The 21,427-nt window shown below is 66.4% G+C and carries 17 protein-coding genes and 2 pseudogenes; 10 read left to right on the forward strand and 9 right to left on the reverse strand.

Going from position 1 to position 21,427, the window contains the following annotated elements; all coding sequences use genetic code 11:
- Nucleotides 1-165: 165 nt before the first annotated feature.
- Both ACW14Y_RS14360 and ACW14Y_RS14365 read right to left on the reverse strand, forming a co-directional pair.
- Nucleotides 166-1,641, reverse strand: coding sequence for a S28 family serine protease (locus ACW14Y_RS14360; protein WP_456987001.1), 1,476 nt, complete (start codon nucleotides 1,639-1,641; stop codon nucleotides 166-168).
- A 151-nt stretch (nucleotides 1,642-1,792) separates the two neighbouring features.
- A complete protein-coding gene (locus tag ACW14Y_RS14365; protein WP_456987003.1) occupies nucleotides 1,793-2,662 on the reverse strand; it encodes a S1 family peptidase in 870 nt (289 codons plus the stop codon).
- A gap of 165 nt (nucleotides 2,663-2,827) precedes the next feature.
- Between ACW14Y_RS14365 and ACW14Y_RS14370 the strand changes: the two genes are divergently transcribed.
- On the forward strand, nucleotides 2,828-3,709 hold the full coding sequence (locus ACW14Y_RS14370; RefSeq protein ID WP_402721518.1) for a metallophosphoesterase family protein: 882 nt from the start codon (nucleotides 2,828-2,830) through the stop codon (nucleotides 3,707-3,709).
- 24 nt (nucleotides 3,710-3,733) lie between these two features.
- Here the strand turns inward: ACW14Y_RS14370 and ACW14Y_RS14375 are convergent, their stop codons facing one another.
- Both ACW14Y_RS14375 and ACW14Y_RS14380 read right to left on the reverse strand, forming a co-directional pair.
- Complete coding sequence (locus tag ACW14Y_RS14375) at nucleotides 3,734-6,316, reverse strand: ATP-dependent Clp protease ATP-binding subunit (protein ID WP_456988160.1); 2,583 nt, start codon at nucleotides 6,314-6,316, stop codon at nucleotides 3,734-3,736.
- Between the two features lie 104 nt (nucleotides 6,317-6,420).
- Complete coding sequence (locus tag ACW14Y_RS14380) at nucleotides 6,421-6,726, reverse strand: MmcQ/YjbR family DNA-binding protein (protein ID WP_380387508.1); 306 nt, start codon at nucleotides 6,724-6,726, stop codon at nucleotides 6,421-6,423.
- A 192-nt stretch (nucleotides 6,727-6,918) separates the two neighbouring features.
- Between ACW14Y_RS14380 and ACW14Y_RS14385 the strand changes: the two genes are divergently transcribed.
- Nucleotides 6,919-7,812 (forward strand): nuclease-related domain-containing protein, encoded by an 894-nt coding sequence (locus tag ACW14Y_RS14385; protein ID WP_456987006.1) that lies wholly within the window; start codon nucleotides 6,919-6,921, stop codon nucleotides 7,810-7,812.
- 194 nt (nucleotides 7,813-8,006) lie between these two features.
- Here the strand turns inward: ACW14Y_RS14385 and ACW14Y_RS14390 are convergent.
- Nucleotides 8,007-8,123: pseudogene (locus ACW14Y_RS14390) on the reverse strand (hypothetical protein); the annotation flags it as partial.
- A gap of 197 nt (nucleotides 8,124-8,320) precedes the next feature.
- On the opposite strand from ACW14Y_RS14390, the gene ACW14Y_RS14395 reads away from it, so the two are divergent.
- From ACW14Y_RS14395 to ACW14Y_RS14415, 5 genes and pseudogenes are all read left to right on the forward strand, one after another.
- Entirely contained in the window at nucleotides 8,321-9,574 is a 1,254-nt protein-coding gene (locus tag ACW14Y_RS14395; RefSeq protein WP_456987008.1) for a restriction endonuclease, read from the forward strand.
- Between the two features lie 752 nt (nucleotides 9,575-10,326).
- Nucleotides 10,327-11,187: an HNH endonuclease gene (locus tag ACW14Y_RS14400; protein ID WP_456987010.1), complete on the forward strand. Its 861-nt coding sequence runs from the start codon at nucleotides 10,327-10,329 to the stop codon at nucleotides 11,185-11,187.
- 271 nt (nucleotides 11,188-11,458) lie between these two features.
- Complete coding sequence (locus ACW14Y_RS14405) at nucleotides 11,459-12,118, forward strand: HAD family hydrolase (RefSeq protein ID WP_456987012.1); 660 nt, start codon at nucleotides 11,459-11,461, stop codon at nucleotides 12,116-12,118.
- Nucleotides 12,115-12,960 (forward strand): DUF1932 domain-containing protein, encoded by an 846-nt coding sequence (locus ACW14Y_RS14410; RefSeq protein WP_456987014.1) that lies wholly within the window; start codon nucleotides 12,115-12,117, stop codon nucleotides 12,958-12,960. Before ACW14Y_RS14405 ends, ACW14Y_RS14410 begins: the two co-directional genes overlap by 4 nt.
- 152 nt (nucleotides 12,961-13,112) lie before the next feature.
- Nucleotides 13,113-13,626: pseudogene (locus ACW14Y_RS14415) on the forward strand (IS701 family transposase); the annotation flags it as partial.
- 76 nt (nucleotides 13,627-13,702) lie between these two features.
- Here ACW14Y_RS14415 and ACW14Y_RS14420 read toward each other — a convergent pair.
- Nucleotides 13,703-14,633 (reverse strand): IS5 family transposase gene (locus tag ACW14Y_RS14420; RefSeq protein ID WP_456986901.1). Its coding sequence is split into 2 segments (ribosomal slippage): nucleotides 13,703-14,239 and nucleotides 14,241-14,633, totalling 930 coding nucleotides; the frame shifts between segments, so codons are not numbered across the junction.
- A 385-nt stretch (nucleotides 14,634-15,018) separates the two neighbouring features.
- Between ACW14Y_RS14420 and ACW14Y_RS14425 the strand changes: the two genes are divergently transcribed.
- From ACW14Y_RS14425 to ACW14Y_RS14435, 3 genes are all read left to right on the forward strand, one after another.
- Nucleotides 15,019-15,378, forward strand: coding sequence for a CU044_2847 family protein (locus tag ACW14Y_RS14425; protein ID WP_456987016.1), 360 nt, complete (start codon nucleotides 15,019-15,021; stop codon nucleotides 15,376-15,378).
- A gap of 317 nt (nucleotides 15,379-15,695) precedes the next feature.
- A complete protein-coding gene (locus tag ACW14Y_RS14430; RefSeq protein WP_456987018.1) occupies nucleotides 15,696-16,718 on the forward strand; it encodes an AAA family ATPase in 1,023 nt (340 codons plus the stop codon).
- A gap of 24 nt (nucleotides 16,719-16,742) precedes the next feature.
- The gene (locus ACW14Y_RS14435) at nucleotides 16,743-19,085 is read left to right on the forward strand and encodes a S8 family peptidase (protein WP_456987020.1); all 2,343 of its coding nucleotides are present in this window, start codon (nucleotides 16,743-16,745) and stop codon (nucleotides 19,083-19,085) included.
- Nucleotides 19,086-19,200: 115 nt separating this feature from the next.
- Here ACW14Y_RS14435 and ACW14Y_RS14440 read toward each other — a convergent pair whose 3' ends face one another.
- From ACW14Y_RS14440 to ACW14Y_RS14450, 3 genes are all read right to left on the reverse strand, one after another.
- Entirely contained in the window at nucleotides 19,201-19,629 is a 429-nt protein-coding gene (locus tag ACW14Y_RS14440; protein ID WP_456987022.1) for a phosphotransferase-like protein, read from the reverse strand.
- Nucleotides 19,630-19,766: 137 nt separating this feature from the next.
- Complete coding sequence (locus ACW14Y_RS14445; protein ID WP_456987024.1) at nucleotides 19,767-20,768, reverse strand: AAA family ATPase; 1,002 nt, start codon at nucleotides 20,766-20,768, stop codon at nucleotides 19,767-19,769.
- A 261-nt stretch (nucleotides 20,769-21,029) separates the two neighbouring features.
- On the reverse strand, nucleotides 21,030-21,380 hold the full coding sequence (locus ACW14Y_RS14450) for a GntR family transcriptional regulator (RefSeq protein WP_456987026.1): 351 nt from the start codon (nucleotides 21,378-21,380) through the stop codon (nucleotides 21,030-21,032).
- Between the last annotated feature and the right edge of the window lie 47 nt (nucleotides 21,381-21,427).

Genomic DNA, 21,427 nt, shown 5'->3' on the forward strand with positions numbered 1-21,427 from the left:
GGGGCGGCGGCGCGGGCCCGGGAACGGCGGAGGGCCGCCCGTCCACCGGGCGGCCCTCGCTTCGTACGGTCCCGCGAGCGCGGGCGCTCCCGCCGAGGCGGGTGGTCCCGCCGACGCGGGCGGTCCCGCCAAGGCGGGCGGTCCCGCCAAGGCGGGCGGTCCGGACTACAGCCGGACGCGGTCCTGCTTCAGCCCCTCGACGTCCAGCGGGCCGATCGGCGGCACCTGGTACTGCCCCTTCAGCGCGCGGGCCGAGGCGTCCGTACCGAGACCGGCCCACTCCAGCACCTTCGCGGTGGCGGCCGCCGACTCGTCGGCCGGGAGCTTGGAGATGTTGGAGCCGTGGTTGCCCCCCGGCACCGTGTAGACGTAGCTGTCCTCGCTGCCCCACCCGAGCCGGAACGGCTCGGCGCCCCACGGGTCGTTCTGGCCGTAGACGTAGATGATCCGCTCGGCCGAGTTCCGCACCCAGCGGTCGATGTCGCGCATCGCGGACGGGTCGAAGCGCATCGGGATCGAACGCGGCACATAGGTGCGCGGCGCGTACAGCTCCTTGTAGTCGTAGTGCAGCAGGCCCTTGAGGGCCGAGACGTCGAAGGAGGGCGAGCCCAGCTCGGTGCCGGCCTGGTAGTAGTACGCGGTGTACCCGGCGAGCGCCTGGTCGCTGTTGCCGGTGATGCCGGACTGGGTGTCGAGCCAGGCGTACAGCGCGTCGTCGGTGCCGGCGGCGCCCGGGACGTTCACGCAGTCGGCCGCCAGGCTGTACTGCCAGAACGCCCAGACCGAGTCCAGCACGGCCAGCTCGTACGCCTTGTCGGCGCTGCCGATGGTGGTGAACGTGGAGCCGGCGGTGGCGTTGTCGGCGGCGTAGCGGGGCTCCAGCCGGTCGCGGCGGGCCAGCAGTTCACGCTGGGTGGCGGTCAGCGCGGCCCGGCACTCCGGGGTCCCGACGTTGCGGAAGAACCGGCTGTAGGCGGAGTCCTCGCGGTCGTCGACGTCGTTCGGGGCGACGTAGGCGATGGTGCCGGCCACGTCGTCCGGGAAGAAGCGCCGGTGGTAGGTGGAGGACATGCCGCCCTTGGAGGCGCCGGTGGACAGCCACTCCTGGTGGTAGATCCGCTTCAGCGCGGTGATCAGCCGGTGCGCGTCGGTGGCCGCCTGCTTGATGCCGGCCTTGCTCCAGTCGGCGGGCTCGGGGCGCGACGGCGTGAAGTAGCGGTACTCGATGGAGACCTGGTTGCCGTCGACCAGCCGGGCCGGCTCGGTGCGCGAGGGGGTGGTGCGCAGCGTGTAGCCGTTGGTGTAGAACACGGTCGGCCGGTCGTAGCCCCGGTGCAGCACGCTCAGCCGCTGCTGGAAGGTGCCCAGCCAGGGGCGGGCGTGGTCGATCGGCTGGGTGTAGGTGAGCAGGAAGTAGCGGTGGCCGGTGGTGGTGGGCTGCTCCTCGGTGACGGTCATGCCGGGGATCCCGGCCAGCCGGGCCTTGATGTCGGCCGACGGGTCGTCGGCGACCGAGGCCGCGACGCCCTCGGGGCCGGTCGTCGTCCCGGCGGACCGGGCGAGCGCCGTCGGGGCCAGGCCCAGGCCGAGCAGCGGTATCAGCAGAACGGCTACCAGCAGCCTTCTGATCGTGGTGGTCATCAACTCTCCATCGGGTCAACGGAACTGTGCGGTGTTCTGGTCCGAACTCTCCGGCAGTCGGCGCGCCGCCGCCGGACGGACCGGCCGTCCGGTAGACGGCCGAATGGGCCACCCGCCGGTCGCGGATGGCCCATCGGGGAAAAAGCGCCGGTCAGGGGCGCGGCAGAGTGCAGCCGGCCCTGGTGAGGTCGAGCTTGTTGCCGGTGCCGAAACAGGCGGGGATGGTGTACGTCTCCTGGGCGTAGCCGATGCCCCGGCGGACGGTCACCGCGCCGTTCTGGTCCACCTCGCACGGGTTGTTCAGCGTGCAGCGCTGACCGTCCTCGTTGATGGTGTTGTTCACCGCGACGACCTGCCCGCTGTTGGCGTCGACCACCGGGGAGCCGGAGGTGCCGCCGATGACGTTGCAGGTGGAGGTGTAGCGGAGGGAGTCCTTGAAGGTCCAGTCCGCTTCCTTGAGCCGGTAGGCGAAGCCGTCGGCCGAGCAGGAGTAGATCTTCTTCCAGTACCCGGAGACGACCTTGATCGAGCTGCCCTGGACGGGGTGGGTGGCCGCGACGGTCAGCGGGGCGATGCCGTAACGGGACTGGATCGCGGCATACGTGGTGTTCAGCTGGTAGATCGACACATCGGTGTCGGTCATGGTGCCGTAGACCATCTTGCTGGCCTTCACCGTGCCGAGCGAACCGCCGCTCGCGTTGAGCAGGGTGAAGCTGCGGCTGGAGGCCTGGTTGGTGACCACCTGGCCGGGGCCGGGCATACCGGTCTCCAGGCAGTGGCCGTTGGAGAGCACCAGGGCCGGGTCGTTGGCGGTCGAGGCGGGGAACCGGACCAGCGAGCCGGAGCAGTTGCTCAGCGCCACCGTCCCGGCGAACGTGACGGCGGCGACCTTCCCGGCCTGCGGCGACGTGACGTTCGTGCTGGTGGTGGCGGTGGACGCGGTCGCGGCGGGGGCGCCAGCCAGGGCGGTCGCCCCGGCGAACAGGAGCGCGGCGGCCGTGCCTATGAGCGGCTTCTTCATGAGAGACCTCTCGGTGTGTCTCGGCGTGGGGGTGCCCCAAAGCTGGCGCGGACATGACGTGCTGTCAAGAGTCCTGTCACCGACCCCCGGACCAGAGGGCCGTGTTCCGGCCGCCGGACCCCGGTACTGTGACCGGAACGGCAGGAAGACCATCTGGGGGCTGACATGACCGGCGAGCACCGCGACCACCGCACGGACGACGCGCGACGCGGACCGACCGGGGGCCGGCTGCTCGCGGTCAGCGACCTGCACGTCTCCTACCAGCAGAACCGTGACCTGGTGGAGCAGTTGCGCCCGGGCTCTCCCGACGACTGGCTGATCGTGGCCGGCGACGTGTCCGAGTCCACCACTACCATCCGCTGGGCCCTGGGCCTGCTGGCCGAACGCTTCGCCAAGGTCGTCTGGGCCCCCGGCAACCACGAGCTGTGGACCCACCCCAACGACCCGGTCCAGGTGCGCGGCGTCGAGCGCTACCAGTACCTGGTGGAGATGTGCCGCGAGCTCGGCGTGGTGACCCCCGAGGACCCGTACCCCGTGTGGACCGGCGCCGGCGGCCCGGTCGCGGTCGCCCCGCTGTTCCTGCTCTACGACTACACCTTCCGGGCCCCCGGCACCTCCACCAAGGAGGAGTCCCTGGCCGCGGCCTACGAGACCGGCGTGGTCTGCGCGGACGAGCGCTTCCTGCACCCCGACCCGTACCCGGACCGCGACTCCTGGTGCCGCGAGCGCGTCCGGCTGACCGAGAAGCGCCTCGCCGAGCACGACCCCGAACTGCCGCTGGTCCTGGTCAACCACTACCCGCTGGTCCGCAATCCCACCGAGGTCCTCTGGTACCCCGAGTTCGCCCAGTGGTGCGGCACCGAGCTCACCGCGGACTGGCACCGCCGGTTCAACACCGCCACGATGATCTACGGCCACCTGCACATCCCCCGGCGGACCAGCTACGACGGGGTGCCGTTCGAGGAGGTGTCGCTCGGCTACCCGCGCGAGTGGGGGCGGCGCGGCCTGCCGGACCCGCTGCTGCGCGAGGTGTTCCCGGGCGCGTGAGGCGCCGCCGGCCGGTGGTGGCCGCTACTCCCCTTCGCCTCCCACCACCGGCTCCGGGCCGCGCTCCTGCTCCTGTTCCTGCTTCTGCTTCTGCTCCTGTTCCTGCTTCTGCTTCTGCTCGGGGCGCGCCAGCGTCACCGTCAGCTGCCCGTCCGACACGTCCGCGACCAGCGTGTCCCCCTCCCCGACCGTGCCGTCCAGCAGCAGGTCCGAGATCCGGTTGTCCAGCTCCTGCTGGATGGTGCGGCGCAGCGGCCGGGCCCCGAACGCCGGCTGGTAACCGAGGTTCACCAGCAGTTCCTTGGCCCCGTCGGTCACCTCCAGGTCGACGTCCTGGGCCTTCAGCCGGCGCCGAGTGCGGTCCAGCAGCAGGTCCACCACCTGCAGCAGGTCCTTGCGGGTGAGCGCGTGGAAGACGATCACCTCGTCGATCCGGTTGAGGAACTCCGGCCGGAACTGCGAGCGCAGGTCCCGCATCAGATCGTCGCGGATCTGGTCGACGTCACCCGCGTGGTCGAGGATCCGCTGCGAGCCGATGTTGCTCGTCATGATCAGCACGGTGTTGCGGAAGTCGACCGTGCGCCCCTGGGAGTCCGTCAGCCGGCCGTCGTCCAGCACCTGGAGCAGCAGGTTGAAGACGTCCGGGTGGGCCTTCTCCACCTCGTCGAAGAGCAGCACGCTGTACGGCTTGCGACGCACCGCCTCGGTGAGCTGCCCGGCCTCGTCGTAACCGACGTACCCGGGCGGGGAACCGACCAGCCGGGAGACGGTGTGCTTCTCCTGGAACTCGCTCATGTCGAAGCGGATCATCCGGTCCGGGTCGCCGAACAGCAGCGCGGCCAGCGCCTTGGCCAGCTCGGTCTTGCCGACACCGGTCGGGCCGAGGAACAGGAAGGAGCCGGTAGGGCGGTCCGGATCGCCCATCCCCGCCCGGCCGCGACGGACCGCCTGGGCCACCGCGGTGACCGCCCGGTCCTGCCCGATCACCTTCTCGTGCAGATGCTCCTCCAGCCGGAGCAGCCGCTCGCGCTCGGTCGCGTTCAACTCGGCGACCGGGATGCCGGTCCGCCCCGAGAGCACCTGCGCGATGTCGTCCGCGGTGACCGCCACGACCTCCTCGCGGGCCTCGGCCACCGCCGCCAGCTCGTCCTCGGTCTGCCGCAGCTCGGTCTTCAGATTGGCGGCCCGGACGAACTCCTCGTCCGCCACCGCCTCCTCCAGCTCCCGGCGCAGCTTGGTGATCCGGTCCCGCACCGGCATCGCGACCGTGGACCCGCCCAGGCTGCGCAGCCGCACCCGCGCGCCGGCCTGGTCCAGCAGGTCGATCGCCTTGTCCGGCAGGAACCGGTCGCTGACGTAGCGGTCCGACAGGGTCGCGGCCGCGTCCAGCGCCTCGTCCGTGAACCGCACCTGGTGGTGCGCCTCGTAGGCGTCGCGCAGGCCCCGGAGGATCTCGACCGTCTCCTCCACCGTCGGCTCGGGCACCAGCACCGGCTGGAAGCGGCGCTCCAGCGCCGCGTCCTTCTCCACGTACCGGCGGTACTCGTCCAGGGTGGTCGCGCCGACCACGCTCAACTCGCCCCGGGCCAGGGCCGGTTTCAGGATGTTGCCCGCGTCCATCGAGCCCTCTCCCCCGCCGCCCGCGCCGACCACGGTGTGCAGCTCGTCGAGGAACAGGATCACGCTCTGCTCGGCCGCCGTGACCTCGTCGATCACGTTCTTCAGCCGCTCCTCGAACTCGCCCCGGTACTTGGAACCGGCCACCAGCGCGGTGAGGTCGAGCGTGACGACCCGCTTCTCCTTGAGGATCTGCGGCACGTCCCCCGAGACGATCCGCTGCGCCAGCCCCTCCACGATCGCCGTCTTGCCGACGCCCGGCTCACCGATCAGCACCGGGTTGTTCTTGGTCCGGCGGGACAGGATCTCGACGGTCTGCTCGATCTCCTCGGCCCGGCCGACGACTGCGTCCAGCCGGCCCGCCCTGGCCTCCTCGGTGAGGTCGCGCCCGTACTCGTCCAGCGTCGGCGTCGCACTCTGCTGCCCGCCCCCGCTGCCGCTGCCGCCGCCCGCGCCCCGGCCCGTGCTGCGCCCGTCCAGCACCGAGCGCAGCGCGTCCTGCGACGGCGCCGCGTTGCGCACCGCCGTCCCCGCCCCCGACCGCTCCTCCTCCAGCAGCGCGCCGAGGATGTGCTCCGGCCCGATGTACGAGGCCCCCGCCGCCTGCGACCGCGCGTGCGCCGCCAGCAGCGCCCGCTTGGCCGCCGGCGTCAGCGCCGGCCGCCCCTCCTCCCCCGACACCTGCGCCCCGGACGGCAGCGCCTTGTCCAGGTCCCCCGCCAACCGGTCCGGATCCACCCCCGCCCGCTCCAGCATCCGCCGCGACGGATCCACCCGGGTGGCCGCCCACATCAGATGCCCGGTGTCGAGATCGCTCCCCCCACCCTCGGCCGCCCGCCGGGCCGCCGCCGCGAGCAACTCCTGCGCCGACTCGCTCAACAACCGCCCGATCGGCACCCGCTGCACCGCGGGCGGCGAGGCCAACGGGCTCATCCCGAAGAACCGGCTGAGCAGATCCGAAAACGGGTCGTTCGACCCGAACGGCGGCATGGTCACGGAAGGTCACCTCTCCCAAGCGGGGCGTGCGCCCACCCAAACACACCCCACCCCACCCCGCCTCCCGACCACAGCACCCGGCTGACCCCGCCCCCGGGTCAGCCCCGCTGCAGCAGCAACCGCTCCCGCGCCGCCCTCGGCATCCCCGCCACCACCCGCTCCCAGGAGTGCTCCACCATCTCCCGCAGCTCCTCGTCCGGGACGGTCGCATCCAGCACGACCGTGATCCAGTGCCGCTTGTTCATGTGGTACCCGGGCCCCACCGCCGCGTACTGCCCCCGCAGATGCACCGCCAGCCCCGGCTCGCACTTCAGCGTCACCCGCTCCTCCCCCAGCACCGCGAACACCTTCCCCTCCACCTTCAACACCGTCACCCCCGGCCCGAACGCCTCGTCGTCCGTCACCCCCGGCAACCCCGACGCAACCTCGAACAACTCCTCCGCCACCATCCGCTTCCCCTTCCCTCCCACCCCGCAGGCCGACCACGAAACCGTACGCCCCGTCCTGCTCGACCGACGGCCTTCTTGTCACGGCCTTCTTGTCAGAGTGCGCGCCGCGTGCTGATCTCGTGTCAGGGCCGGAGCGGAGGGGGCAACGTGGCGGAACTGACGGTCAAGCCGTGGCGGCGGGCGGACAAGGACCGGCTGTACGTCAATCTGGCCGGCCCCCGCGGCCAGGCGGTCGCGTGGCTGGACTGCCTGACCGGGGTCGTCACGATCACCGACTCCCGCCATGAATCGTCGGCCCTCGACAAGGTCAGGGAGTGGTGCCGGACCTGCGGCCGGGCGATCCCGCCCCTGACCGTGGTCCACCGGACCTCCCCGCCAGGGGTGCTGCCCGCCCTGCCGCCGTTCACGGTCGACGACGACCTCGCCTCGAACCGTCCCGGAGAAGGCGTCCGGGGCATGATCCAGGCCGATCAGAGCAAGCGGACCTGGCTGGTCCGCGTGGCGGCCAGACTCTCCGGCGACGACCTCACCCGCTCCGAGCTGAGCAAGGGACTCGACGGGGAGAGGTTCGTCGGCGGGCTGCTCGACGGCCTGCGCGCCCACGGCTGGTACGTACTGCACGCCGTCCCGCTCCCGAACGGCGCGGACATCGACCACGTGGTGATCGGACCGCCCGGCGTGTTCACCGTGAACACCAAGCACCACCCCGACGCCACGGTCTGGGTCGGCGACAAGCGCATCACCGTCAACCGCAACAGCTACCCGTACATCGAGAAGTCCAGCCTCGAAGGCAGCAGGACCGCCGAACTCCTGCACCACTGGTGCGGCCTAGCGATCCCGGTGCACCCCGTGATCGCCGTCGTGGGCGCCCGGACCCTGACCCACAAGGGAACCCCCGCCGTCGATGTGGTCGACGGCACCCGGATCACGGACATCCTCGCCTCCCGCCCTCCCCTCCTCGAAGCCCACCGCGCCGCAGCCGTCTTCGCCATCGCCCGCCGCCGAAGCACCTGGACCCACTTCGGCCACCGCCCCGCCTGAGCCCGGTGGCCAGTCGGTCCGCGGAAAACTTCCGGCGATCGTAGACCCGATGCCCACGTCCGTCTTCGGGACGGCAACGGAGGACCACGACTGCACCCCGGCGCGCCACGTCGCTGTGCACGCCGGTGAGCCCGTTCGACGATCACTTTGATTCCGGTCTCCTCGAACGCCTCTCGGCGCACGCGGTCCTCGACGCTCCCGGCGAGTTCCAGGCATCCGCGGGGTGGCTCCTCAGCGCCGTTCACGGCTCGCCGGACGGCCAGCACGCGGCCGTCGCCATTGGCGACTGAGGTTCCCGCTTCCACAAGCACTCCGAGCGCGGCAGCCCGGCTACGGATGCCAGTCAGTAGCCACTTCGCTCACACAGCTGCTATCGACCTTGCTCGGACCAGCTGTACTCCTTTGTCCCCCACGACCGCGCCCCCAGTGCCAGCGGCTGATCGTTCCCGCGAGAGACTCCATATTCGTACATACGTACTGCCAATTGCCCAGAACGGAGCCTGCGTACGTGCCTGCCCTCAGCGCTTCCTCATCACAGACCGCGCATCCCGCAGCAGCGTTCGATGAGCTGACCGATGTCGATCTCCACCTCGACGCGTTCTATCCGGGTGGCACCAAGGGCAACATCTCGGACGACCCGATCAGCAAGTTGGTCCCGAAGGTGGGCAACCAGGGCGGCTTCCGGCTCGCCGGATCGCCCTGGAATCAAGACGTCCGCCTGGCCGTCCTCTACACGACCGGCCGGGAGCCCGACTGGCCGGACGCTCTCGATCCGCAGACCGGAACGTTCACCTACTACGGAGACAACAAGAAGCCCGGGCACGAGCTGCACGGGACGAACCCCGGCGGCAACCTGCTCCTCCGGGATGTCTTCGCTGCCTCCCACGCGGGTCCGGCGGAGCGGCACCGAATACCTCCGTTCCTACTCTTCGAGAAGGCTGGCGCCACCGGTCGCGGCGTCCGGTTCCGCGGACTTCTCGCACCGGGAGGCCCTGCTCTTACCTCCGATGACGAACTCGCCGCCATCTGGCGCACAACCGGCGGCGAGCGGTTCCAGAACTACCGCGCCCGGTTCACGGTGCTCGACCAGGCGGTCGTTCCACGCAGGTGGATCCAGCACCTCGTCCAGGGCGGAGACCCCCTGGGAGGCGGCTGCCCCGATGCGTGGCGCATCTGGATCGAAACCCGCTCCTACCTCCCACTCACCGCCCCTGCGACGACCGTCATCCGTGGCAGGGCGGAACAGCTGCCCGACGACCCGAACTCCCTGGAGATCCTGGCAACAATCCGCGAGCACTTCCGTGGTCGGGAACACGACTTCGAGCCGTGCGCAGTGGAGCTGTGGCGCCTGCTCGCGCCGGCGACCGGCGAGGTCGAGGTGACCCGCCGGAGCCGTGACGGAGGGCGCGACGCCGTAGGACAGTACTACCTGGGCCCTCCGACGGACCGGATCGCCATCGACTTCGCCCTGGAAGCCAAGTGCAAGTCTCCCGACCAGGCTGTCGGCGTGAACGAGGGAAGCCGACTGATCTCACGCCTCCGGCACCGAAACTTCGGTGTCCTCGTCACGACGTCCTTCTTCAACCGGCAGATGCAGAAGGAGATCCGTGACGATGGACACCCGGTGGTCCTGATCTGCGGGCGCGACATCGTGGATCTCCTCCGCCAGCACGGATACACGTCCAAGACTGCGGTCGAGGAATGGCTGGCCAAGAGGTACCCCGCAACAGGATCCGACACGCTGGTGACACAACCGGACTGAGACCCCACAAACGATCAAGGGCCAGTTCGGGAGGATCCTGCCTCCGAACTGGCCCTTCTCTTCTGTGGGCGCGGACGGTTTCGAACCGCCGACATCTGCTTTGTAAGCTCGTTGGACCTCTCGCACAGGCTCGGCGAAGCCGCACGCCCTCCCCGGCTGCCGGGCGCTGGCTGCCTTCCTTGCCGTTTCTTGTCCGTCAGCGTTGCCGTCAGGATCTGCCGTCAGCTCGGGCGCCCAGACCTACCTGCAGGCCAAGGATCTCGCCGGACTGAGACCTGCTCACGGGCCAACGTTCGCAGTTCCTACCTGTTCGGCACCCCTCGTTTTCCTGCAGGGGCCCGCAGGTGGCCGAGGGTCATGCGCCGGGGCGGTGCAACAGTGCTCTGCAGTACATCAACAATGCCCTGCCTGCAGACCGACGCGGTCAGGGCGGGTGTCCTCGCGGACCTTCTCCACGATGTGCCAGTCGGTCAACGCAGGCCAAGCCATGCCGGAGAGCCACCTCTCACAGAGCGCCGGCCACATCCTTCGGCCCGCTCCGGCAGTAGAGCTGCCCGCCGCCGGAGGATGTTGGCAAATGCATCTATCGTTGGCGGCAACATATCGTCACTTTGCCCATCACAGATAGGCTCTGACGGATACTGTGGGATAGGCGGCTACGAATATCGGGTTGCATTGATGGCAAGCCGCCTCCTATGGTTAAGCCCGCGTCAGCCGACCGCACAAGTCGGCTCAGAGGGAGGGGACCTCGCATGCCTGCAGAACTAGACACCACCCGACCGCTGCCCGCGCCGGACGACCCGGTCATCTATACGCTGTTCAGCAGCAAGGAGACCGCAGCCGCCTGCACCTTTCTGCTCTCCCGCCGGGAGGACCCGCCGACGATGGCGGAATGGCTGGGTCACGCGGAGCAGACGTTCGGGAAGTCCAACGTCCACAGCCAGCGGCGCCTGCGCGAAGTCCGCGACCAGTTCGTCGTCAGCTCCAGCCGCCCGGCCGGAGGCCGCGCGCCGGTCTATCGCCTTGAGGGCTGGAGGACGGAGCCCGCCGGAGGGAAGATCGACTCCAAGCTCCAGGCAGAGGTCTTCGAGCGCATGGGCCGCTACTGCCACATGTGCGGCGCGACCCCACCGCAGGTGAAGCTGCAGATCGACCACAAGGTGCCGGCCGCCTGGGGAGGCAAGACCGTCATCGAGAACCTCGAACCGCTCTGCGAGGACCACAACCGCGGCAAGCAAGCCTTCTTCGCCTCGATGAACGCCTACAGCGAGGCCCTCGCACGGGCCCTGCCTCTGGGCAACCCCTGGGAGCGGATCGGCGAACTCCTCAAGGCGTTCCACGAGAAGGGGGAAGCGGTACCAGTCGAACTCATCGAGCTCGCTGCCCGTGACACCAACAAGGGAGACCCCACCAAGCGGCTCCGCGAGCTGCGGTTTGTCCTCGGCTGGGAGATCACCGCCCGCCGCGTCAAGAAGGATGGCATCACAGCCGTCAGCTACGAACTGCTCTCCTGGAAGCCTTGGCCGGCGGAGGGCGCCCCGAAGGCCGTCAACCGCTACGAGCGTGAGCGCAAGCGCCGCAAGGCCGCAGAGGTTCACGAAACAACCGACTGACACTTCTGCGGACTCGCGGGCCCTGTCTCAACCGGTTTCGGTTAGGGCAGGGCCCGCGGCGCCTCTCACACCATCCGCCCACCGGGACGGATCTGAAGCCGCGACACCTTCGTCCCGAATGACATCCGGGTTGGTGGCCGACCTGCGCAAGTGTGCGAACGCGCAGGTCAATGCGTTGGTCTTCGTCGGTGCTGCCTCGGCTCAAGCGGCCCCAATCCCAAGATCTTCTCCCAGACTTCTCCCAAGGTCGGACGCGGGTAAAGTCACGGCCATGGGCAGGCTCGTTCTCATGGACCTAGACAACACGCTGATCAACCGGAATGGCGCCGTATCGGACTGGGTCACCGACTTCAGCGCGGCCCGGGGGCTGTCGGCGGAGGCTGTCCAGGCGCTGTCCAAGGCGCTTCGGGAACGCGCGACGCCGGACACGTTCGAGGGCCTTCGCAGCACTCTCGGCCTGCCGGAGCCTGCCGTGGTGCTGTGGGACAGCTACGTGGCCGGGCTGGCCGCCCGGGTGGTCTGCGCTCCAGCAACGCTGTCCCAGCTCGATCGGCTGCGCGGCGCTGGCTGGTCGGTGGGCGTGTTGACCAACGGGGCTACCGACGTCCAGCGGGCCAAGCTCACGGCTACAGGCATCCTCGACCGCGTGGACGCGGTCTGTATCTCGGAAGAGATCGGGGCCCGTAAGCCTGAGCCCGAGGCGTTCCGGGTAGCGGTTGCATGGTCAGGGCGAGAACTACCAGGCGAGGTATGGATGGTCGGCGACAACCCGGTGACGGACATCGCTGGGGCCAGCGAGGCCGGCTTGCGGACCATCTGGATCTCGGCCGGGAGCGGCTGGTCCTTCCCGGGCCTGGCCCCCGACCACATCGCCGAAACCATCGTCGATGCCGCAGACTTCCTGCTCGGACTTCCGGAGACTTCACGATGACCATCAAGCCGACAGTCGGCGTTCTCCACCCCGGGAGCATGGGTGCCGCAGTGGCCGCGTGCGCCCGAGCGAACGCCGCGCGAGTGCTCTGGTGCCCAGCCGGCCGTAGCGCCGCCACCGCTGCACGGGCCGAGCGGGCAGGGCTGGAACTGGTTGCCGGATTGGACGAGCTGCTGGAGCAGGCGCACATCGTCCTCAGCCTCTGCCCGCCGGCCGCCGCTGAGGACATGGCCCGCGTCGTCGCAGAACGCCGATACGCGGGTGTCTATGTGGAAGCCAACGCGATCAACCCGGAGCGGACACAGCGCATCGCCGCTCTGCTGGACGGATGTGCTCGCGCGGTGGTCGACGGCGCCGTGATCGGCTCACCACCGGTCGGAGGCAAGCGGACCCGGCTGTACCTTTCAGGCCCGGCGGATGCCGTCTCGCTGGTGGAGGATCTGTTCGCCGATAGCCCGATGGAGACGCCCGTGCTGGGCAACGACATTGGCCAGGCGTCGGCTCTGAAATTGGCGTACAGCTCGTACCAGAAAGCGTCCCGTGTGCTGGCCGCGGTGGCGTTCGGCGCGGCACGGGCCCACGGTGTGGACGAGGCGCTGTTGGACGTGGCCGGCAAGCGCCAGGGCAGCTACCTGGTGGAGACCGGATACATCGCCAAGACCGCCGCGCGAGCGTGGCGTTGGGGTCCAGAGATGGAGGAGGCCGCCGACATGCTGTCCGCCGTTGGGCTGCCTGACGAGCTGCTGAGGTCTGTTGCTCAGACCCTGGCGCGGTGGGGGGACAGTAAAGACCTCGCCGAGCTGACGTCCGACGAGGCTCTTGACCGCCTGGCTCGCCCTTAAGGAGGGCGAGGAGGTGATGGAGGCGAGTGCGTAAAAATCGTCTCTACGGGTTCAAGGGCGCGCACGGCGCGCCAGCGCGCGGCCTTGCCGCTCGCCGCCGCTCCTGTCTTGCGCCCCGCGACGGCGGCGGCCGGCCGCGCCCGGCGACCGACGGCGATGGGGCGGGTCACCGCCTCTACGACTGTGCCCAGGTCGATATCGCCGGCCCGCCGGACAGCACGGGCCACCGGTGGCTGCTCGTCCGCCGTAGCCGGCGCACCGGTGAACTCGCCTTCTACCGCTGTTACTCGGCTCGTCCGGTCCCGCTGACCAATGCTGGTCAAGGTGGCCGGGCGCCGCTGGACCGTGAAGGAGACCTTCCAGTCCGCCAAGGGCCTGGCCGGGCTGGACGAGCACCAGGTCCGCCGCTGGACCTCCTGGCGCCGCTGGACCACTCTGGCCATGCTCGCGCACGCCTTCCTCGTGATCTCGGCAGCTATCGAACGGGCCGCTTCCACGACACTGCCAGAGCTTGCCCCGCTGACGTGCAACGAGATCAGACGCCTCTTCGCAGCGTTCATCACCCAGCCCACCCGCAGCCTCGCGCACCGACTCAGGTGGCCAGACTGGCGACGACACCAAGCCCGTGCTCGCTCTAGCCACTACCGACGACAAGCCACGCAGTAACCGTGATCAAGATCTACAGGTGGAGTACTAGAGGCTCGACCACGCGCCCGCTAGCGCCTAGGTTCCGTCCGGGCGATCATGTGCGGAGCCAGATGACGAGGGCTGCTGCGGTGACGGTGCCGAGGTAGACGTATCCGCGTTTGTCGTATCGGGTGGCGACGGCTCTGGCGTGCTTGAGCTTGTTGATGGCCCGTTCGACGGTGTTGCGTTTCCTGTACCGCTCCTCGTCGAAGCCCGGCGGTCGCCCGCCGCGTGAGCCTTTGCGCAGGCGGACGGCCCAGCTGTCGGTCTTCTCCGGGATGGTGTGCCGGATGCCGCGCCTGCGCAGGTAGTCGCGGCATGGCCCGTTGCTGTAGCCCTTGTCGGCGGCAAGGCTGTCGGGCCTCTTGCGAGGCCTGCCCGGACCGCTCCGCGGGACACGGATCTTCTCCAGCACGGGTTCGAACTGCGTGCAGTCCGCCCGCTGTCCCGCGGTGATGACCAGGGACAGCGGGCGGCAGCGGCCGTCCGCGCTCAGGTGGACCTTGGTGGTGAACCCGCCCCGCGAGCGGCCCAGGCCCTCGCCTCCGCCACCACCTCCGCCAGGCGGGCGACGAGGCTCTGCCACGGCGTCTCGACCTGGTGTTCCCCCGGCCCAGCCCCTTTGAATCAAGGGCTGGTGGCAGATCGGTACGGGCACCGGCCGCGTGCTGGTGGGCCCGGACGATGGTGGAGTCGACCGAGATGTCCCAGTCGATGTCGCCGGCCTCGTCCGCTTCCGCCTGGACCCGCTGGAGCAGACGCTCCCAGGTCCCGTCTGCCGACCACAGCCGATGGCGCTCGTAGACCGTCTTCCACGGCCCGAACCGCTCGGGCAGGTCACGCCAGTGCACACCGGTCCGTACCCGGTGCAGAATCCCGTCGATCACCTGCCGATGGTCCCGCCACCGACCGCAACGCCTGTTGCTGACCGGCAGGAACGGCCGCAGCCGTTCCCACTCGGCATCTGTGAGATCTCCCCGCCCCATGCCCGGACCAACGAGCAAGGCAGGCGATAGTCACATGATCGACCGGACAAGTCCTAGCCGTTTGCGCCTGGCCCATCGCTGTCTGCGCGCTCATCTCTCGGACGCCTCCATCAGGTTCGCCTCGGAGGAGACCATAACGCTCTCTACGCCCCATACCACCCACAGGACGGGCCAACTATGGAGCCTGCTACGACCTATGACTCGCAGCTCCTCACACCGTAGGTCCTGCCTGGCGACCCAGCAGAGAGCCTCGAATATCCGTACATAATACACAAAATGAATAATTCGGAATCTCCCCACGTGGGCAGTGCGCATCTGGAACGATGATCGCCACAGGCCGCCCCAGCGCGCCGAAGAAAAGCCAAACTGCAGCAAGGGAAGAGATATGTACAAAGAGATCGTTGACGAAAAGGGCGAAGCTGCATTCCTTGTTGAATTGCACCCCCTTCCCGCGCAGTCACTGGACCAGACGTCCCTGCTCAGAGGCGCGAGGACCAGGCAGCAGCAGGCCTTGCAGGAGCTCAATGCCGCTGGCGTCGCAGTCGCGGAGGCCTGCCGTCAGGTCATTGGCGAGGTTCGCGACCGACTCTCGGAAGCGGCTCCCGATGAGCTGGAGATCACCTTCGGGGTATCTCTAGCCGGTGAGGGTGGAATTCCGCTGATCGGCAAGGTGAGCGCAGACTCCACCTTTGAGGTGCGAGCGCTGTGGAAGAAGGCTGGCTCGGCTGGCGAACAGGGCCTCTGACCTGCGGTGTCCCGCAGGCCTCTACCTGGTAAGTGGGCGCACCCCAGACTGGATTGGCTTACCACTCTGGGGCATGCCTACTGGTCAGGCCTCGTACGTGCTGGTAACGTGCCGCCGTGAGCACGGTAGAGACTGACGACTGGACCAACTTCAGCCCTCCTGAGAAGGCGCTCCTTGAGGTGCTAGCTGCCGCCTTGGCGTCAGACACTCCTGCAGTCCGTCAGATCTGTCGGCGCCTTGCCCGCCGGCCGCCTGAAGGCACTAGCAACCCAGTCGCCTTGCGCGCGCAGGTCCGGGCCTTGCTTACAGCGGCTCCCATGCCAACCACCAGTCCACTGCGGGGCGGCGCAGGTTCGATCGATGCACCCCCCACTGACGCACAAGCATTCGCCCTTCCACGCGACCCTGACACTGCCCAGCCCTTGGCCAATAGGCAAGAACCTCAGAAATGGGCCGACCCAGTTTTGAGCGATGGGGACTTCGACCATGTCAGTCGAATTATCGCCGAGCACTCGATCAGGGAAAAGCTGGCTGCAGTGGGACTCGAACCCTCGCGCAGCCTGCTACTTAGCGGACCGCCTGGCGTGGGCAAGACGATGACGGCACAGTTTATCTCTTCGCAAATGAAGCTACCTCTTGTGACTGTCGATTTGGCTGCAGTGATGTCGAGTTACCTGGGTCGAACCGGCAGGAACATGAGAGCGGTTCTCGATTACGCCGCGCAAAATGAGTGCGTTCTTTTCATTGACGAGTTCGATGCTCTCGCCAAAAAAAGAGATGATGATTCCGATGTCGGCGAACTAAAGCGACTTGTGAACGTCCTACTCCTTGAGCTTGACCGCTGGCCAGATAATAGATTCATGATTGCAGCAACCAATCATGAAGACCTGCTAGACAAGGCAATCAGTCGCCGCTTCGAAAACATCATCAGGCTTCCCCTTCCGAGCATCGAGCAGCGACGGAAACTAATCCATAGAATTCCGTTCATCGAGTCAGCTTCGGTTCCATGCGACGTAGTTGACCTACTGGCCCTTGCGACGGATGGCATGTCTCATTCTGATGTCATTCGAATGCTGAGGCTTCACGCAAAGAAGGAAGTCGTACTAAGTGGCGACATGGAGAATCTCGATCGATCCCTCACCTCTCTAGCCATTGAACTCCTCCGCAAGGATGCACTGGATGATATAGAGCTGAGGGAGGAGCTATCCGGAATTGCGCACTTCAAGCTTGGCTTGTCCCATAGAAAAATTGCAGCTCTTTTCGGACTCAGTCATCCGACTGTAAGCAAGGCCGTAAGCGCATACAAGGCAAGGGGCGAGATGGCCCCGCCAGTCAAATAGAGAACTCTTCAAAGGTGGGGGGAAATGACAGCAAAGGGGAATGGCGGCGGTCGAATTCTGGTCGGCGGGGAGCATATGTCTGAGGTCGTCGACAGGGTGTCGGGCGGAGGTGAAAAGTACCATCCAATGTCGATGGAGGAAGCCCGAGAGCTGCTCGCTCCACAGGCTCAGTCACTTCATGCCAGGGCTGCAGAAATTTCCCCTAGCTTGCGAGCAAATCGAGTTGTCTTCGAAGCAACGCTTCTCCCTAACTATTTGGCAAACAGCTACTTTCCGGACAAGCTCATTAGGCTCCTCGGTCTCGCGTCGCTTGGTTCTCGGCCAGCGAGGGAAATCTTAACTCAGAGACGCAGCATTCAGCCGGACGTGGCGACCAAGTCGCTTATCGTGGCTGGGGATGATTCCAGCCTGGCCCACCTTTCGCGGTTGCTAGATGGCAGTGATCTAAACCAACGAGAAAAGGCCGCAGCAGAGCAACTCAGGCAGTTCTCGAAAATTCATCTTCCGCGCCTTCAGGAAGTAATTAGGTCTCAAGTCGACCTCGAAGAACCGCCGAACGATTCGGATCACAGGGAAGCATTTGAGGCAATCCTTCACCCCAACCCAGATGCCGAGAGTCATCACCGACTCCCCGTATCGACTGGGCTCCTGAGGAAATTCGAGGCCTATATCCGCAGCCTTGGCGGAGAGGTGCTCTCCGATCGCCGAGACACAATCGGCGGTCTTACGTTCCTGCCCGTTCTCCTAGCGCCGGAAAGGGTAACGGAAGCGGCAGCCTTCAACCCGTTGCGATCAATTCGCAGGATGCCGAGAATCCGCCCTGTTCCTTCCTTGCCCCTGCGTTCTGCACCCAGTGTTCGCCGACCTGCCCCCGTTCCAGCGCACGACTATGCGCCGGAGGTTCTGATCTTCGACGCCGGCATCGATCCTGACGCAGATTTCTTTGCGGGTTCTGCAAAGCAGGTTGACCTAACACAAAAGCCTCCTCTCCCCGGTTGTATTGAGCATGGAAGCGCTGTGACGGGTGCAATTCTCTATGGGCAAGTCCAGGCCGATGAATTCCTCTCTCAGCCAGTCGCTCAGGTCAAGCACTTCCGCTGTATCCCGGGGGAGGACACTGACGTTGCTGAACTCTACTGGCTTCTGGATCGTATTGAGGAGCAAGTCACCGCGAGTGACGCTATCCTCGTGAATCTGAGCCTGGGCCCTGAGGTCGTCGTCGATGACGGGGAGCCGCATCGCTGGACCGCAAAGCTGGACCAAATTGCATACGAGCAAGACGTCTTGTTCGTGGTCGCCGCTGGGAATAATGGCGAGGAGGATTACGAAAGTAATCGTATCCAGGTGCCGGCGGACATGGTAAACGGCCTCAGTGTAGGTTCATGTGATTTGCCGCACCCGCTGCCCTTGTGGTCCAGGGCATCGTACAGTGCAGTAGGCCCTGGGCGACCAGGTGCCAGGATCCAGCCCACGGCAGTTAGCTTTGGCGGAGACGAGCAGGCTCCATTCTCGCGTCTGATGGGCAACGGAAAAATATCTTTTCACTGGGGAACAAGCTACGCCGCCCCCATGGCAGTCCATGGGCTGGCCAAACTGAGTAGCGAGCTTGGCGACCGTTGCAGTGCCTCAGCATTGCGGGCGTTCGCCGTGCATTTTTCTGAGGCCCATCCTGATATTAATTCAGAGCTTGAGGTAGGCCATGGGCGCCTGAGAGGCGACTACTCAGACGTTCTAGAGTGCGGCAGCCAGGAAGTCACTGTTCTCTACCAGGCTTCAGTCGACCGAGATCAGCTCCTTGGGTTTCAGCTGCCGGTCCCTGAGTCTCTGAATCGGGGGAACGTGCGGATTAGGTGGACGCTCTCCTTTGCGAGCCTCACTGATCCGACTGAGGCTGTTGAGTACACGAAATCTGGAATCGAACCTACATTCAGGCCGCATGCTTCGATCTACAGTTTCCGTGACCCTGACGCCCCACAGAGGAGTGTGAAGGTCGACATTTTGCGAGATCCAGACAAGGTTCTGGAACTAGTAGAATCTGGGTGGAAGCAAAGTCAAAATCCGGTCACGCGCACTCAGAAAACTGGCCCAAGAGCGTCAGAGGCTAGTCGGCGCCGCGGAGGCAAGTGGGAAACGATTCTCCAGGGGCAAGATAGGCTTAGAGCTTCAAGCCTATGGAGGCCAAGGCTGGACATCGAGTACTTCGCTCGGGAGGGCGGCGCATTGCTGCATAATTCCACGCCCGTAGATTTCTCCCTCCTGGTGACCGTGGAGTCAACGGCGGGGCTCCCGGTCTATCAGCAGGCCAGGTCTTCATTTTCTGTTCTGAGCGAACTTCCCGTTCCGATCCTTCCGCGAATCCAGCTCTGATGCGATGCCCTCCTTGGCCGGTCCACTGTCCAGAGACAGGCAAAGGAGGGCATCAAGTCGTGAATCGAATGACAGCTAGATCCCGAGATGGCATGCCCCGGAGAGCCGGACTCGACTACTGCGGGCGGTCGACCTCACCGTGCCGTGAGAGCAGCGCGTGGATGAGTCGGGCAGCCTCAGCCGGCTCAACGGCGGCGGTGTCCACCGACAGGTCCCACGCCTGCGCCGGGTGCGCATCGACGTCGGCCTGCGTTGCGTCCCACGCAGCCAACCGCGCCGCCGTGTCTCCATCGCCGCGGCTGGCGGAGCGAGCCTCGGTCGTCTTGCGCGAGCACCAGAGCAGCACGGCTGCCCAGTCCGCCGAATAGCCCGTCACCAGAGCTTTGATGCCCTCGATCTGGCCCAGATGCACGATCGGGACACCAATGTTGAACGCGTCAGCCAACCCAGGGCGGTCGATGACGTAGGTGTTGCCGTACCGGCTGTTCTGGTACACGACGTCCCCGGTCTTCTCCAGGTCGGCGAGCTGCTCGGCGGTGCCCATTCGGTATCCGCTGGACTTTCCCGTACCGACCTTCAGGCGGGAGAACAGTCGGTAGTCCGCACTGACCTCTTGGAGCGCCCGGGTGACGGTGTCCTTCCCGGCGGCCGGCGGCCCGTAGAGGATGAGTCCTCGGACAGTCACAGCCCACCGCCGCTCAGTACATCGCGTGCCTGGTCAGCGGCAGCAATGGCGGCACCAAGGCGGTTGTCCACGACGAAGTGCGGACCTTGGGGTCGCAGTTTCAGGTCGATGGCTGCCACGTACTCGTCCCAGGACTCCATCTTCCACGCGTCTCGGGCCGCGCCGCGGAACTCGATGTACTCCCGCATGCTTCCTGGGTCGCACTCGACCCAAATAGCTGCAACGGTAGCTCGCTTCGCCCTGCACCGGTTATAGAACCGCTGCATCCACTCTGCTTGCGAGAATTCCGCAATGAATGGCGCATCGAGGACTACGGAAGTTCCGCAATCGATATTGTCCCACGCGGCTTCCATGAGGCAGCGATATTCGAGCGGACGGATCTTCTCGCGGTAGAGGTCGGAGCTTCGGTCGTTTGCCTCCCCTCCTAGTGCCATTAGGAGCTGATCTACGAGAGGCCGGGTCAGTGAGTCTTTGTCCAGGATCGGCCACCCGGTAAGGCGGCCAAGGAATTTGGCGAACTCACTCTTCCCTGAGCCTGCATATCCGCCGACAAGAAGGACCATTGGCCCTGACGTGTCATCGCTGGTGCGACGCCTCCACTCGTCGATCACTCGGCTGCGGAAGGCGTCAGCGTTCACGCCAGCTGTGCCCTCGTGGATGCTGCCGAGAGCTTCGCGGATCGTCTCTGTCAGATCGAGGACAGTGTCTGCTGCGCGCTGGGTGGGCACCGTAGTGACCTCTCCGGGGAGCGCTCGGCGAAAGCCCAGTTCTGGTTCTTTCAAGTGGTAGAGAAGGCAGTAGGCCCGGCGATAGTCGGGGCGCGGGTACGAGGTTCCGTTCTCGTGCGCCCAGATAGTCTGAAAGTTGGCGGCAAGATTGAGCCTGTGCCGTTCGCCGATTTCCCGTAGCTTCTCGCCGACTTCCTCAAGGGTCAGGTCGTGGGATTCCCTGATCTTCTTGAGTGTGGCCGGATTCCATTCTGGGCGTTGCCGAGCCATATTCCCCTCCTAGGAAACTGCTCGTGCCGCGAGTGTAGCGGCTCGTTGAGTTACCTGAAAATCGTGAAAGCTATCGTGATAGCAGTCGTGTAAAGGTCCGCGACTAGATGCCGGTAGCTCTCCGTGATACAGATCTCGCGGCGGTGGGTGTGAACTGGATTCCATTCCACCCCAGGAGGGATCGATGGAAGTTCACCCGCCCCGATATGTACTCAGGGGACCACAGCGCAGCCACGGTCCCCTGAGTCCCCCGATCGCCTCTCACCGGGCTTCAAGCTCCTCGATGCGGGCCTTGAGGTCGCGCAGTTCGCCTCGAACCTCAGCCAGCTCCCGCCGCAGCTGCCCGGCCTCGCCGGCCGTCGCGGCTGTGGCTTTGGAGACCGCGTCTGAGGTCAGGAAGGCCGCTTTGCCTTGGTGGCTTACGACCATGCCGGTCTCGCGGAGATGACCAACGGCGGCCCGGGCCACTGTTGGGGTCACTCCGTAGTGCGCTTGGAGCTTCGCGAGGGACGGGATCTTCCCATCCGCGGCGAACTCGCCGGCGGCGATCCTCGCGCAAAGGTCGTCCGCCACCTGCCGGTAGGCGGACTTCTCTCCGGTCCAGTCGACCATCAACTCTCCACATCCCTCTGCGTCTCTGCCTCATAGTGCCGCAATGC

The sequence above is a fragment of the Kitasatospora sp. cg17-2 genome (assembly GCF_054031055.1).